Raw genomic sequence first — 15,282 nt, 5'->3', positions numbered from 1 at the left:
CCCTGTGGTTCGTATACAATAGGGTATTGAACGTAAGCGAGTAAGGGAGCGGGTAACGATGGCCAAATCTAAATATTATGTTGTCTGGGAAGGCAAACAGCCAGGTGTATATAGTACGTGGGCAGAATGCAAGGCGCAGACAGATCAATATACTGGGGCTAAATATAAGTCATACGAATCCAAAGCTGCGGCAGAAGAAGCGTATCGTGCAGGTTGGAAAGGCAATTGGGGCACTGGTGCTAAGGGTTCGTCCAAGACGAAGGCAGGAAGCAGTGGACGTAGTGCTGGCATGGAAACCTCCGAAGAGGTCGATTATGACAGCATTTCGGTTGATGTAGGTACACGAGGTAATCCAGGGCCGGTAGAATATAAAGGAGTGGATACTCGTACTGGTGAGATCATCTTCTCGGTTGGCCCAATCTCAAAAGGCACCAACAATCTTGGAGAATTTCTAGCGATTGTACATGCACTGGCTCATCTTAAGAAAGAGGGCAGTAATAAGACGGTGTACACCGACTCAGTCAATGCGATGAAATGGTTGAAGCAAAAGGCGGTATCGACCACATTGCCGCGAGATTCTTCAACAGAAGAAATCTGGCTTATGATTGACCGTGCAGAGCAGTGGCTGCGAACCAACACATACAGTAATAAAGTGCTGAAATGGCAGACCAAACAATGGGGCGAAATTAAGGCGGATTATGGCCGAAAATAAGCTGCCGTTGCGCTCTCTAATCATGATATTTGTTGTCTATTAGAAACGATATTTACAATTTCCAATTTCCATTCTATAATCAGTCAATATGATAAGTTGCACATATGGAGGAGCCTGCCGTCTGCAGGCCCTCTTTATCTTTTTGAGTCGTTATTTTTACTGGTTATATGAAACGAATATGATGAAAATGAGTTATTTGAGTACACATTGCAGGAGGCAGACATGAGTTCCATTTACAGAAGTGAAGAAGGTAAGAGTTGTATTCTTGAGGAATACGAGGCATATGTAGATCAGTTGGGTGAGGGCTTTACGCGTGAGTATGTTGAAACACGTTTTGGACAGACCCATGTGTTATTGACTGGTCCTAAGGACGGCAAGCCGTTATTTATTCTCCAAGGCGGGAATTGTGTGAATCCGATGACGCTGTCATGGTTCTCTTCCTTATTTAAGGATTATCGAATTATTGCACCGGATACCATTGGTCACCCCGGCTATAGTGAGGATACCCGAATCTCCGCGAGGTTTGATAGCTTGGCGATGTGGGTGACGGATCTGCTAGATCACTATGAGATTGAGCAAAGTGCCTTTATCGGTCCTTCCTTTGGCGGTGGAATTATTCTGAGACTCGCAACGTATATTCCGGATCGAATTGCGTGCTCCGTTCTAGTTGCACCAGCGGGACTGATTGCTCGTTCCAAAATGAAAGTGGCTCAGGACTTCATGCTTCCGATTGTGACTTACCGAATGACTTCTTCACCGAATTCGCTGCAAAAAATTGCAGATACCATGTCTTGTAACTGTATGAAGGAAGTAGATAAGAACATCATCGGCAAAATTTTCAAACATGTAAGTCTGGAACAGGATATGCCGAAGCTGACCGACCGAGAAGAATTGTTGAACTACACTGCCCCAACACTACTCTTGGCAGGTGAGAAGGATATCTTTTTCCCAGGAGATAAGTTGATTGAGAGAGCACGAAAGATTATCCCGAATGTGAGAACCGTTAAGTATGATACCGGACATTATCCATCCCAGGATGTGCTGGTTCAGATGAACGAGGAGATTAAGCTTTTCTTACAAGAGAATTATTAAACGATATAGACATTGAGCGGAATAATTATACTTTTTGTGCGAATGCATTCATTAAATGCTCCGTTCTGTCGATAACATAAATAGAAGAATGAAACAATTATGGGTACGAGTAAGGTATGCGTAAGTAATAGAATGAAGCAAGTGTAGTATTAAGGTAAAATAATTATATTTTTTTCGCAGGGATATGATTCATGTTGCATCATTTGGTTTATATATATGGTTGGCGATCCAATTGCTTACTGACTGAACGAAATGATGCAACCTGCGGAAAGTTCCTCAGTTAGATAGGGGTGAGACGAAGGAAGTTATGAGAAAAGATAACTACAAAATGGCACTGCAACGCAATGTTATATTGAACGATACATATCAAGTAAGACAAGTCCTAGCTTGTAGCGAGCTGGCTATTGTATACATAGGAAGAGATCGGAATACAGGCGCGAAAGTTGCGATCAAAGAATTCTTCCCTCAAAGTCTGGCTTCCCGTCAGTCTGACAAACGGAGTGTGTATTGTTCCTCACGAGGATACAGTGGACAGTATCAAGAGTTACTTGCTTCTTTCCTAATTGAAGGAGAGCTGTTATCTGGTCTGAATCATCCTCATATTATTCAATATGTAGATCATTTTGAAGCGAATGATACCGGCTACCTTGTGATGGAATACTGTACGGGGACGATGTTGAATGATTATTTGAAAGAACGTAATCATGCATTGGATGCTGCTTTTATCAAAGGCACGCTTCTTCCGATTATCGATACCGTTGAACATATACATAAGCAAGGCATTCTGCATCGGGATCTGAAACCTTCTAACATTATGGTGATGGAGGATGGTACGCCTAAATTATTAGATTTCGGTTCTGCCGTTCGGTGGCCGATGCCATCTGGTGAGAAACAGGTCATTTTCACATCTGCTGGATATTCTCCGCTCGAATTTTATTCAGAGAAGTCCAGTCAAGGGCCGATGTCCGATATATATAGTCTAGCAGCACTGCTTCATTACTGGACATGTGGACAGCCGCCGATGGATGTGAAGCAGCGTCTATTCCAGGATGAACTCCCGTCAGTGCGTTCGCACAATGAATATGTGAATCCATGGCTCGCTCATGTCATTCACTGGGGACTATCCGTTCGTTCCGAGAAGCGTTGTGCTTCGCTACGGTGGGTGAGAAGATCATTGCAGATGCAGGCTTTGGTGTGGAAAGTGCGTAAACCGGGAACGGTGGAGTGGTCATTGGCTGAGAATGAACATACTCAGATCTACGAAGCGGAGTCAGGCAAACAGCACGAGACCGCCTGAACCAAATCCCAGGTATACGCCAAGTGTTACATATCATATGCATACGAAAAAACAGGTCAGATTAACCCCGGTGGGTTGTATCTAACCTGTTTTATTTGTTAGGGAGTCAAATGTATAGTACCGTTAGCTGCTTTAATCAGGAAAAGTATCTGTGTGCAATATAGAAGGGCAACAACAGAGACGAGTAAATGATAAATCATCCTCGATTTCTCGAACGCTCATGTCCTTCCGCTACGAATATCTCTAGTTGGTAAGTGAGTTACAATTCGTCCCTAACAGAGCACATCGCATTTAACTATGGCTGGTACGGTTCTCTCCGTTGCCCAACTGAAATATTGGTACTCGGTTTAATAGGCTTGTAACGAATTTCAATCTCGGTAATTCCATCCTCGAAGGTAACATATAACTTTTCATTATACTCCAGAGCCTCCGTATGGCGCCGTTTCACAGGTGTTCGACCTCGAACGACGGTGCAATTCGTATCATGCCGGATCAGCAATGTTTCTTTTTTGCCTGCTTCCAGCCAAATTCTGCCTGCTTCGGGTACCCTCACTCCAATATCCATTCGAGCAAAAAGCTCATTTAAGCTCACCTTTCGACTGTTCAGCGAAGTTAGAGGCCAATGGGTAACCGGAATATCTTCACCACTCGCTGTTGCAAGAAAATAACCCTCCAACCTTCCGCGAAACACAGGCTTAGGCTTCAACACAAACCAATACAAAGCAAAGATCCCACCTGCGGCAAGGATCCCCAAGCCAGTAAATAAGAAAATCTTTTCACGTAAAGAGTGAATCCGCAATGGGATGTCGGTGGTCACACTCGCGCCTTCGGAATCCGTTGCTGTAATCTGAACGAACGAACTACCGGTGTGAAGAGAAGACAAGTGCAGCATATTTCCATTAATGCTCGCATTACCAAGTGTACTGGCATTCTGAGCTGCACCGAGCGTATAAGTTAAAGGGTCATTATTAGCATCTTCAAAATATGTATTTAGATCCAGATAAGCATCCCCGTCATCTTTGGACAAATCCATGGAAGTGCCTGTACTTACAGGGGCTTGGTTCGTAATATCTACTTCAACCGGAGTGATCTCTCGATAAAAGTCTGGACCGTCGATGCGGAGTCCCCATGTATATAGATCAGACTTCGGAAACGTATAATTCCCCGTAAACCCACTGCCTGTATTCGTTAGAGCTACGCGTTCACTCGTTCCTTCCGATGTGCTCACGATTAGCTCAGCTTCAAGACCTTTGTATACATCCAGATCCTGAATTGGCTTTGGCTCAGTAGCTTGATCGTATAACGCAGCGTTAAACGTAATGCTCTGTCCCTTGACTGGCAGCTCAGTTGCCATATTTGCAGATGCAGAAACGTTGTAATTGCCGAGCAGGTTAATCTTCACAAGATCTCCGCTACGTCCTTTGAATTTCAATTTGAACTGTCCTTTAACCGGACGAATAATCTTCATCAAAGCATATTTGTCTGAACGGATAAAGCTCACATTGCTGGATTGATAATAGAGCTGAGCCTCAGAGACCGCATGATCCGAGAGCATGATGATATTCGCATCCGCCATACTTGAATTCGGAATGTCTACTGTGACCTCTTGCATTGCCCCAGTTGCTGTAACAGCAGCTACAGAAACGAGAACGGATTGAATCTGATCGGCAAAAATTCGATTGAAAATCTCGGGTAAGTCGTCTGCACTTCCGGTGATAAAGGAAGAACCACCTGTTTCTTTGGCAATTCGTTCAAGTTCAGCAGGATTTACAGTTCCATCTCGGTTAAGCCCAACAGTATAGATCGGATAACCGGCTTGTTGTGCCATTTGAATTACCTTGTCGACATCTTTGGAAGAATCGGCAGGTGTTCGATTGGTTGAACCCCTTAAGTCTGTCTCCCCATCAGATAACAAAATCATAAATGGTTTACGTTGATCTGTCTTAGATTGTTCAAGCAAGCTGGCACCTCGGCGTAAACCGAGTCCAAGATCTGTATAACCTGAACGCTTCAATCCATCCACACGGCTGCGAAGATTATTGCGAGCTCCGGAAGATGAGATATCCATCAAAGGTACAGATGATGTGATCTTGTCATTATAGGCTACAAAGCCAAGCCGGGTCTTAGGTCCACTACTCATATCCATAAACATATGTATAACTTCTTCGGCAATGCGATCTTTGTCAGTCTCATTCATTGAGTAGCTAACGTCTAGAACAAACATAGCATCTAGGCCTTCATAAGCCTGGGTCTTGACAGATGAATCTGCGTGCACGTTTCCAGTGTCCCAATTGGGAAGTAAGATGCTCACCACCAATAGGGTAAGCCATGCTTTTTTGAATTTAATTAATATCATGTGAGGCTTCAAGTCTCCTTTCTGTTTGCACACAACTAGCTTATGTTTCTTGAAGTAAATCTACAAAATCTAATTTTTTTCTGCTTCCACACGTTTTAACGTGGTTATGCGTAGTTTTGCATTGTCAAAAGAAGTGCAACCTCGCATAGGTTATGTGTTTACACGCTCGAATAGGGGGAATACTCCATCGGTCTTAAATCCTTGAACAAGATCCAAATTATAGGATATTCTATATCATCGGTTTGACTTACAAGGAAATGAAGCGAATTCCAAAAATTAGTTCTATAGGTATATCGAAGGTTATAAAATGAGCTTTTAGACCTATAGTGGGGAATATTGACAAAACATGTCGCTGATGATTAAGATGAATTCCATAAATCTCCAAAGCAAACGGCATAAACTGGTACATAAGTTCCAGTTACATGTTGACAGCTCGTTCTATCGATCGTCTTCCTTCTGCCTAGTTTGATTCTTAAAGATCAAGACCAAAGGCCGAAAAGACGTGCGGAGTGTCAAAAATTGATGGAGGGGGGAAAGCATCCGCCCGAATGAAAGCCTGCTCGTGAGGATGCTGCCTGAATGGACATTATTAATCAAACGAACCGAACGATGCTTTTTGAAGAGATCAATCCCGAGAAGTTGGATCTCATCACAATCGTTGGTGACGTGAAGGGCATTGATAGCCTGAGCGATGACAAAATCAAAGAGATTAACGAGCACTTGCTTGTTCGCAGCTTTGATGAGTTTCTGGATAAGTTCTCACCGAGCGTATATTCATTTTTCAATGCGGTGAACCAGAAAGTCATGTATACGCTTAAAAAACCGGAAGGTATTCCGGATGAAGCCATCTCGGAGATCAAAATTGATCAGAGCAATGATTTTCTAAGAATGTTGTTTACCTTGATCGATACAAAGCGTAGCCAAGGCATTACCAACGTAGATTTCAAGTTTGAGAATCTGCTCGACATGATCTCCCCGAAAAAAGTGATGGATGACATCCGCCAAGTGCGGAAGGAAATTCACTACATGTACGGCCAGCACGAGAAGCTGGATGATGGAGATCCTAAGAAGCTGGATATCGGCGACAAATTGAATGTGATGTTCGAGGAAGCTAGCCGGAATTACAACAATGTCATGGCGATGCTACCGCTTGCAATTGAAGATATCAAAACCCGTTTGTTATTGGGTCGTGCACAGGAAGAGACCTCTTCCGAAGCGATTCAAGTGGGTCAACTGACCATCGGTGAGAGCGGAGAATTGAAAATTATCGAAGCTCCTAAATCGGATAACAACGAGTTGATGTTATTGGATGAAGCAAGTAGTACAGATCTGACTCAGGTATTTGCCGAGGATTATAATTCATTGTCCGAGACACCTTCACCTTATGTTCAGGATCTGGTTGTTCGTACATTCTCCCCACTTCCTGCGGTACAGACCGATGTGGATACATCCGTGGAGGTACAGAACTACAATACATACCTGGAGTTTTACAAAAACGCCAAGGATGACTTTGTCAAAACAGTGAAGCCGTTGGTGGAGAAGATTTTGGGTGTCAAAATGTTCTTTGATCAATATGCAACGAAGAACAAAGGTATGGTTCCTTCCATGCTGATCTCCAACACGAAGCTGGATATGCTTGTGAAGAGTAGCAATATTCCACGGCTAGAGACGTACCTTAACACGGTTAACGCGAAGAATGACTTTTCGGATACGATCTGGTTCGGGATTGTACCTTCGGTTGAACTGGAGAATACAAGCCAAGTTAAGGTCAGTCGTACTCGTTTCCGTGGTAATGACAAGGTGGTTAAGCAGGACGGGAATAGTATGGAATCCCTGACAATGCTTCTGCAAGTCGTGAAGGACTACAAAGTCCAGGTCTTCTTCAGTTTTGAATCCGGAGAAGAGACGACGTTCAGCAGTATGGCTACCGCTGGCATTGATAAGTACATTGAGAAATGTTCTGTGTTAACGCGGAAGGAATATAGTGAGTTTGCGATTCCAAGTGCGCCGAATTTCACCATTATTCCGAAGGAGAAGTCAGGTGTAGTCATCGACAGCCGTATGCTTCAAACCGAGCATGGTGTTGAGCTCTCGAAGGAAAAAGAAGATATCCTGAGACTTTGGATCGAGGGTGTTTATGTAGGAGCATCTTATGTATCTGCTGGTATTGTGGCAGCTTATCAATGTCCGGAGTATCTGCGTGGAGCATTCAAAACGGTCAACCGCGATTATCCAGGGGTGCGTTTTGATATCGAAGCTGGCGATAACAGTCTGCGTGTTGTTACGACGATGACCAAGGAAATTTCGGGTTTCACGAACACTATTAAGGATTCGATTAACCGGAAGAACTTTGGATTTATTTTCTCATCGGAAAATGCTCAGATTCAGGACAGTGATATCAAACGAATCACCGTGTATAAAGCTAGAAGCATGGCGATGTCCGAAGATGGATTTGATTCCTTGTATAAGACACTTGTTAGCACATACATTGAACGCTTGCTCCGTTTCCAAACCGGTGATTTCAAGCATGAAAATATCGTCAAATTCTTCAGCAACAATCCGAGCAGTCAAAAGAGCCGGTGGCTGGGAACTCGTGGATCGATCAATTCGATCATTCAAGAGGGTGATGACATGAGCTTTATCATCGATGAGAAGAGCAATATGTGCCATATTGACCTGGTCTTCAACGGTAACGTGAAGAATCTTGAGGTCATGATTACCAAAGGCACAAGTGCAATGAAAGTCTAGCTAGTTTAAATATATAAGTTTTAATAGTGTGTATAGTTCTTTAAACAACGTGTTGAAAACATGAATTTGGTGTTAGAGGCTGCCTTTACCGGCTTGCCTTTATACATATATTTCGTTGTCTTTCCTCAGATTTTGAAGCAGGATGGCGGACACATTTTTCCTAATCTTAAGGAGGTTTTTATTAATGGGTTTTGTATTGAAAGTAGAAGGCGCAGAAACAATCGAATTGGGAATGGATAATATCCGTACAGTCGTATACGACACAGATACGCCGGATGATTCCAATGCACGCTCCACAGATGTGGGCGCAACACTGCGCATTAGCGGCAAAATCATTACAGCAACGGATGGTGACAACGCAGATGACACGATGAAGCTGGCGCTGTGGTCCCTCGTTCCTGCTGAAAAAGCAGATTGCTACCGTAAAGTAACGCTGGAAGTTGTTGCAGCTGACCAAGTGGTACGCAAAATTTACATGCCTAATGCTTTTGTAGTGGATTACACAGAGCGTTTCGGAGATACCGAAGGTGTGGGTGAATTCAGCTTGTTCATCAAACAGAAAAAAGACAAAACTGAGTTCACGAAAATTGAAGGTGGCTTCCCGGTTTAATAGGAAACATCTGATGTCCCAGACAAGTGCTACCGGCACTTGCATGGAACAAGCATCATAAGTTAAGGGGCCTTGTGCCCCTTAATCTTTATTTTGCACTGATAACAGTAAGGAAGGAGGAACAATCAAATGAGTGATTTTTATGCTGTTCTTGGGGTAAGTCGAGATGCTTCGCCTGAACAGATTAAGAAGTCTTATCGCCAATTAGCCAAAACGTATCATCCTGACGTGAATGGCGGCGATGCTCAGGCCGAAGCACGCTTTAAGCAGGTTCATGAGGCTTACAGCACCCTTGGCAATCCAGAGCTTAAGGCTGCGTATGACCAACAACCTCGATCTGGAGGAAGTAGTAGCTCCAAGGGAACAGGCTCCAATCATGCAACAAGGGAAAACCATGCAGCTTCCGGAGGAAATCCGGTAACTGGCTGGTCAGATCCTTCGCGAATGCATGAACAATTTGAACAGTTTTTTGGGATTCGACCAAAGGGGAAAGAAAGTCCGAACAGTGGGAATAAAGCCGATTCTCATAAGGGAATGGATATGTCCGCCATGTTTGACCGTTATTTCGGAGTTCGAAAAAAGTAGGATGTTAAACAATTTATAAGAGATTCTGGCTCAGGCGGAGGTTATGAAACGTGAGACAAGGAAGGTCGGTATTGACGATAGGGCTTGATGCATGTGTCGCCATCATTTCGTTAACCGTGCTCTATTACATATTTTTTGTGAACCGGGATATGGGTGCCCAGTGGATTACTGGAAGCATCGTGATTCTCTCGGGAGCGGCTTATCTGTTTTTTAAATACATGCCTGCTACCAAGGCGGAAAAGAAGAAACTATCCTCACGCGTTGTAAAACTTGTACTGCTCGATGATGACGGAACAAGTGTGAAGGAATGGTACATCCAGGGTGAGACCAGTGTGCTTATCGGTAAAAGTTCGAAACATAGTGAGGCAGACATCGATCTGTCAGATACACCTTATGCATCTCTAATCAGTCAACAGCATGCCGTGCTTAACAAAGCATCAGGCCAATGGTTTATCGAGGATATCGATTCGGCCAGTGGTGTAGGTGTGCGTAAGGGCAATCAGAGCCGAGCATCCAAATTGGAAATCGAGGAACCCAGTCTAATTGAGGCGGGGGATTTAATTTATATTGCCAATACCCGAATTTTGGTGAAATGACGTTGGCGTACCATCATACAAGCTTACGGGGGAATGAAACGAAATGAGTCTGACAAGATGCGGAAACGGACATATGTTCAGCACGAGACGGCACGGGAATACGTGTCCATATTGCAATCTAGCAGTGGAATCACCAGCTTCAAGTAGTAGTGATGGGGCGGGTGCAATCCCGCGGGCACCTCGTACATCTGAGGAAGACAAAACCATGCCGTATTTGGGAGAAACGACGGGGATTGAACCAGTAACAGGCTGGCTCGTGTGCATTGAAGGTGCACAGATGGGTCAGGATTATCGGATTATGGCAGAGAAGAACTTTATCGGACGTTCAGAAGAGATGCATGTTCGCATCCTCGGAGATAACACCATTTCTCGGCGTAATCATGCGGTGATCGTATATGATCCCAAAAAGAGAAATTTCTACTTGCTGCCCGGTGATGCCTCTGGCCTTGCGTATCACAACAATGAAGCGGTCTATTCTCCGGTGGAACTGGCTGCATACGATGTCATTCAATTAGGTCGAAGTAAATTCATCTTCATTCCATTGTGCGGTGTGCACTTTGAATGGGAGCAGCAGTGAGTACGTTCATGATTCTCTGGAACGACAAGGAGCTAACCCCTTATTGGGTGATCTTAGCAGGTTGTCTGTCCATTGGATTACTATTATTCGTCCGAAGCCGGATTCCGGTAAGGCAGCGTGACGATAGACCGGTTGGAGTTCAGATTGGGAATGGACAGACGATTGGAGCTCGAAGTGAGCAAGATGATTATTTTGCCTGTGCTGTAGAGCCCTATGGCGTACTTGCGGTACTTGCTGATGGAATTAGTGGATTATCGGGTGGAAAGGTTGCGAGTACGACAGCCGTTGAAACCTTCATCCGTGAGTTTGAGGCACTGGATCGATTCCCAGACCCGGACGAGTTCTGGAGTGAGTCTGCGCACTTAGCGAATCAAGCTATTCTCCGTAATTTGCTTGGTGTTCCAGGGGGCACAACCCTAGTTTCAGTCATGATTCGGGGAAGAAATCTCTATTGGGGAGCCGTTGGAGATAGCATTCTATCTGTATTTCGCCAAGGTGAACTTATTCCGATTAATCACAAACATACGCTGGAAAGTCAACTAGAAGAACAATACATGTCTGGACAGATATCGGAGCAGGAGGCACTGGATAACCCGCAGCGCAAAAGGCTGGTCAACTATTTGGGATACGACCATTTCAAGCAAATGGAAATCGCGGACGAGCCGTTTGCGTTGCATCCGGCGGACAAGATTGTGTTATGCAGTGATGGTGTATATAACTCGCTCACGGAGATGGAACTGGAAACCATATTGGCGCAAAGTATTCCGCCATTTGATGCTGCACAGGCCATTATTGATCTAATTGAAGAAAAACAGCTCGTGCATCAGGATAATGCCACGATTATCATTTTGGAGCAAGGATGGTAAGGGATAAGGCAACGCACAGGGACGGGAAATGGGGAGACGGATGAGGAAGGAGAACAGTGAATTTAATACAGCGTTTGTCTCGGAAGCGGGATCTTTCCTGAAAAATCGAGATTTCTACGGTTGTGTAGAACTGGAGGATTGGGCTTGTTATGTCATGGCAGATGGACTGGACACGGACACAGAGGTGAACAGTGCACAGATCACGGTGCAGACCATTCTTGAATCCTTTCTAGACAAACCGACGATGTCGAAACGCAGACTCACCGAATATATCAAGATCGCCCATGAATGGTTGCAGTATGAGAGCCGCCGGGTCAGACTCAAAGCGGGATTCGTCATTGTGGTCACAGATTATACACGTATGGTCTGGGCATCGGCTGGACATACCCGGTTGTATCATTTTCGAGGTAACCGTATTGCTCTGAAAAGCAAGGATCATAGTGTAGCTGCAAGACTTGCTGCGGAAGGACAGATTGCAGAGGATCGTGTTGACCAACATGATGAACGCGGTAATCTGAATGAATATGCTGGCAAACCCGGTATGATTAAGCCTTATGTATCCGACAAAATCAAGCTTGCTGACGGAGATGTGCTTGTACTCTGTACGCCTGGTCTGTGGGAAGGTGTACAGGATGCCGAGATGATCGATGCCGTGGAGGGAGCCAATGATCCACAGACGCTGGCGGATACCCTCGAAGAAGTGATGCTGAGCAAGCAGCGTGCGCGAATCGAGAATTACAGTGCGGCTGCTATTTATGTGAACAAAATCTTTCACGAAGAGCCTAAGAATCGGAAGAAGTGGATTAAGCGGATTGCGATTATGTTAATCATGCTTCTCATTTTTGGTGGGGCGGGCATATTCTATGCGGTAAAAAGCGCAGCCAAGAAGGCTGAGTTAGTTGTAGATATGCTGCAATACGAGCAGAATGCTGACCAGTATGTGAAGGAACAGGAGTACGCCAAGGCGGTCTCGGATTACAGTCTAGCACGCAACAATTCTATTAAGGTCAAGGACCCGATACATAAGAAGCTATTTACTGAAAAAATGGCTGCTGCTCAGACGCTCGTCGATGGAGACGCTCATCTGAAGGAAGGCGATATTACGAAGGCAACGGCTAGCTATACGAAGGCACTCGAATTGACGGAGTCATACAGCATGTTCAATCGAGAAGTTATTTCAGAGCGACTGGAGCAAATGACAACCTTCCAACAAGTGCAGGATTGGATTACCGAAGGGGATCTGAAACTCCAGAACGGGGACTATAGTGGGGCTATTATTTTGTATAAACGAGCTCGAACAGCCGCAACGGAGACAGCTTATAAGGATGCCCTGAAGGAGATCGCCACCAAACTGGAGACGGCGGAGACGAAACGTGCAGATATCAAACGCCAGTCGCGCCAGCTTCAAGCAGATACGTTGGAACAGAAGGGTGATCGATTCAATGAAGCGGGCGATTATGCGGGTGCGCTAACAGCCTACGAGAAAGCACAGGAAGTGTATCAGGAGATTGATATGCTGGAACGTGTGCTGGCGATGGAACGCAAAATTAACAAGTTGGACGAAAAGCTCAATCCACCCGTACCCGCGGCTGACCTAAATGCGGATACAGCAGGATTCGGATCAGCAGATATGTCAGGGATGAACACGGATCTGACAAACAACACAGGCGGAGTGAACACGAATAATTCGGTGGGAAGCAGTTCTTCCAATACATCCAACACATCTAATACTACCAATGGTGATACGAATTCATCTGTAGGAACTGGAGCTACGAATGCGGTTAGCAATAATACAACTGAAATAGAGTCTGAAGAGCAGCCAACAACGGAAGGAGGAGATTCATAATGAAAGACATTATCCGTGACCGCCTCAATAAGATGGAGGATCTTGAACAACGCAGCATGCTAAAGAACCTCATGACTGGCGTTTTTCTGAATTTGGTTGAATACCAGGAGACGCTGAATAAGCAGATTGAGCAGCGTGTGTTCGATGAGGTTCTTCCGCAAGAGGAACGTCATGATGTATATGTCACGTTATGTGCACATGAAGATTTAGATCCGATTCATGAATTCTTATATCCGATTCTTCCCGAGGATGCTGTTCCTCAGAAGGTATATTTGAGCGAAGCATCAGAAGCTTTGTCACGCAAGGAAGAGATGAAGTTATTTACATGTTATATGGAGTGCGGTCATCGTGAGCTGCAATCTCTGTTACATAGTAATCGCACATTTCGCGGTGAAATTGTAACGAGTGAGGGTAGACATGCGATAACCGTTCGATTGAAACCAAGCACCGCATATATCTCCAAAGTTGAAGAGTTGTACCGAGTATTTCGTAAAAACAGCCTTCCTTGGAAGTCAGTTAATGCACCCTACATATTCAAATTCGTTGATTGTGTTCTGGTCAGTTCGGATGACGGTGACGAATGGGACAAACAACAAACCGTCAAGGAACTCTCTATCCATCTAGAAGAATTTGAGTCCTACAAACGAACGAATATGATTCCACTGTGGAACATTCAGAAGCTTGATATGAAAACAGGTGGCTTCCCTGTACCGGCTTCGGATCGAATTAATTATGAGCATGTATTACCACTCCGCAAAACAGGAACAGAGCACGGATATCTGGTTGATGGAGAAGAATCGCACATCCGGTATATCAAAAGATCAGAAGAGGAGATTACCATCGTATCTCCACTAGAAAAATCAGATTCTTGGACGGTGCTTAAGGTAGCGGTGCCTGTTGCTACCCGAATTAGCAGGATGGACTACCCGCTATTTTCCAATAACAAACGGGAAGGTTTTGCTGGTAAGTATGCACGTCAGGAGGGACGATCTGTTCGATCCAAAGGCGAGATTGCCCGCATGATTCATGCTTTTCAGTCGGCAGAAGGATTGGAACTAGAGGATGTGCAGGTTGTAGCACCTGGTTCGGGACTTGGAGTAACGTATCCACTCAATGAATTTGTCAGTGATCATGTTCGTGTTGAGGCGGATAAACATCGAATGATTTTGAGGTTCAGCAACCATGGAATTCAGCCGGAGATGGCTATTTTCTTAGATGATTTGCTGAGCTTTCTCGTATCGGAAGTCCAGCTTGCCTTCCCGGAATACTGCTGTGAAGGGGAATGGGTGTGAGTATGACATGAACTATATATGGGATCTCGTCATTCGAGCGAAGCGAAATGGAGCTGATCTGCGCGATATTTCCTTTGTGCCTGCACGCGTGTACTCGCCTTACATGGAACTCAGTCATACGAATCTGAATGCTTCAGGGGTAGAACGGACGATCGAAGTGAATCCGTATTATCGCTTTTTTGATATATTCCGAGATTTGTTTGATATCAACAATGAAGAGCAGGTGGAATTACGGGAAGCGTTATTTGATCTGGTCATTCATTTTCTGGCGAATATGGATCTGATGCAGGGGATGAACAAGCGGGAGTACTACATTCGTTTCATTCTGAATGATATGCATTCGGGTGTATACGGGGAGCGAATTAAGCGGCGATTGGAGCTGTTTGGTCGAGAGGAGCAGGAAGTGATCGCTTGTAATATGCTCCGCTTGTACGATACGGGAGAGGCTGTGCATCTTCTACGAGATACACTTGTTCGGATGTTTCCCCGCTCCACTCTATATGCCAATTGTGAGGAGAAGGACGAATTGCTCTTATATATTGGACAGGCGGAACGCACAGAGGCGAAGGAGAAGTTGGAGCTGATTCTAGAACTATTTTTGCCGGTTCGCTTCGATACGGAAATCTATTGGGGTCATCATTTTGGCATATTGGATGTGGACTATACGATGATACAGGACGGTATTGCGCTATATTAGCAGCGGTA

The 15,282-nt window shown here is 44.8% G+C and carries 13 protein-coding genes; 12 read left to right on the top strand and 1 reads right to left on the bottom strand.

What is annotated here, in order from left to right; genetic code table 11:
- Window positions 1-58: 58 nt before the first annotated feature.
- From rnhA to V6W81_RS21090, 3 genes are all read left to right on the top strand, one after another.
- Complete coding sequence (rnhA, locus tag V6W81_RS21100) at window positions 59-712, top strand: ribonuclease H (protein ID WP_239288216.1); 654 nt, start codon at window positions 59-61, stop codon at window positions 710-712.
- 222 nt (window positions 713-934) lie between these two features.
- Window positions 935-1,804 carry an alpha/beta fold hydrolase gene (locus V6W81_RS21095; protein WP_145046591.1) on the top strand — a complete coding sequence of 290 codons (870 nt, stop codon included), beginning with the start codon at window positions 935-937 and terminating at the stop codon, window positions 1,802-1,804.
- A 307-nt stretch (window positions 1,805-2,111) separates the two neighbouring features.
- A complete protein-coding gene (locus tag V6W81_RS21090; RefSeq protein ID WP_338540260.1) occupies window positions 2,112-3,101 on the top strand; it encodes a serine/threonine protein kinase in 990 nt (329 codons plus the stop codon).
- A 295-nt stretch (window positions 3,102-3,396) separates the two neighbouring features.
- Here V6W81_RS21090 and V6W81_RS21085 read toward each other — a convergent pair whose 3' ends face one another.
- Window positions 3,397-5,457, bottom strand: coding sequence for a vWA domain-containing protein (locus V6W81_RS21085; protein ID WP_338540259.1), 2,061 nt, complete (start codon window positions 5,455-5,457; stop codon window positions 3,397-3,399).
- 579 nt (window positions 5,458-6,036) lie between these two features.
- On the opposite strand from V6W81_RS21085, the gene V6W81_RS21080 reads away from it, so the two are divergent.
- The 9 genes from V6W81_RS21080 (at window position 6,037) to V6W81_RS21040 (ending at window position 15,274) form a co-directional block, all read left to right on the top strand.
- Window positions 6,037-8,205, top strand: coding sequence for a transcriptional regulator (locus V6W81_RS21080; RefSeq protein WP_145046586.1), 2,169 nt, complete (start codon window positions 6,037-6,039; stop codon window positions 8,203-8,205).
- A 184-nt stretch (window positions 8,206-8,389) separates the two neighbouring features.
- A complete protein-coding gene (locus tag V6W81_RS21075; protein WP_056695746.1) occupies window positions 8,390-8,815 on the top strand; it encodes a hypothetical protein in 426 nt (141 codons plus the stop codon).
- A 129-nt stretch (window positions 8,816-8,944) separates the two neighbouring features.
- On the top strand, window positions 8,945-9,400 hold the full coding sequence (locus tag V6W81_RS21070) for a J domain-containing protein (protein ID WP_145046584.1): 456 nt from the start codon (window positions 8,945-8,947) through the stop codon (window positions 9,398-9,400).
- A 50-nt stretch (window positions 9,401-9,450) separates the two neighbouring features.
- Entirely contained in the window at window positions 9,451-9,996 is a 546-nt protein-coding gene (locus tag V6W81_RS21065) for an FHA domain-containing protein (protein ID WP_235540531.1), read from the top strand.
- 43 nt (window positions 9,997-10,039) lie between these two features.
- Window positions 10,040-10,573: an FHA domain-containing protein gene (locus tag V6W81_RS21060; protein ID WP_145046582.1), complete on the top strand. Its 534-nt coding sequence runs from the start codon at window positions 10,040-10,042 to the stop codon at window positions 10,571-10,573.
- Window positions 10,558-11,439: a PP2C family protein-serine/threonine phosphatase gene (locus tag V6W81_RS21055; protein WP_235540532.1), complete on the top strand. Its 882-nt coding sequence runs from the start codon at window positions 10,558-10,560 to the stop codon at window positions 11,437-11,439. Before V6W81_RS21060 ends, V6W81_RS21055 begins: the two co-directional genes overlap by 16 nt.
- Before the next feature lie 40 nt (window positions 11,440-11,479).
- Entirely contained in the window at window positions 11,480-13,285 is a 1,806-nt protein-coding gene (locus V6W81_RS21050) for a serine/threonine protein phosphatase (RefSeq protein ID WP_338540258.1), read from the top strand.
- Window positions 13,285-14,577 carry a normocyte-binding protein gene (locus V6W81_RS21045; protein ID WP_338540257.1) on the top strand — a complete coding sequence of 431 codons (1,293 nt, stop codon included), beginning with the start codon at window positions 13,285-13,287 and terminating at the stop codon, window positions 14,575-14,577. Before V6W81_RS21050 ends, V6W81_RS21045 begins: the two co-directional genes overlap by 1 nt.
- Before the next feature lie 7 nt (window positions 14,578-14,584).
- Window positions 14,585-15,274: an iron-dependent peroxidase gene (locus V6W81_RS21040; protein WP_310138257.1), complete on the top strand. Its 690-nt coding sequence runs from the start codon at window positions 14,585-14,587 to the stop codon at window positions 15,272-15,274.
- Window positions 15,275-15,282 lie beyond the last annotated feature (8 nt).

It is taken from the genome of Paenibacillus tundrae (assembly GCF_036884255.1).
GTDB lineage: Bacteria > Bacillota > Bacilli > Paenibacillales > Paenibacillaceae > Paenibacillus.
Note: the sequence above shows the minus strand (reverse complement) of the source record. Positions and strands in the feature narration are given on the sequence as shown.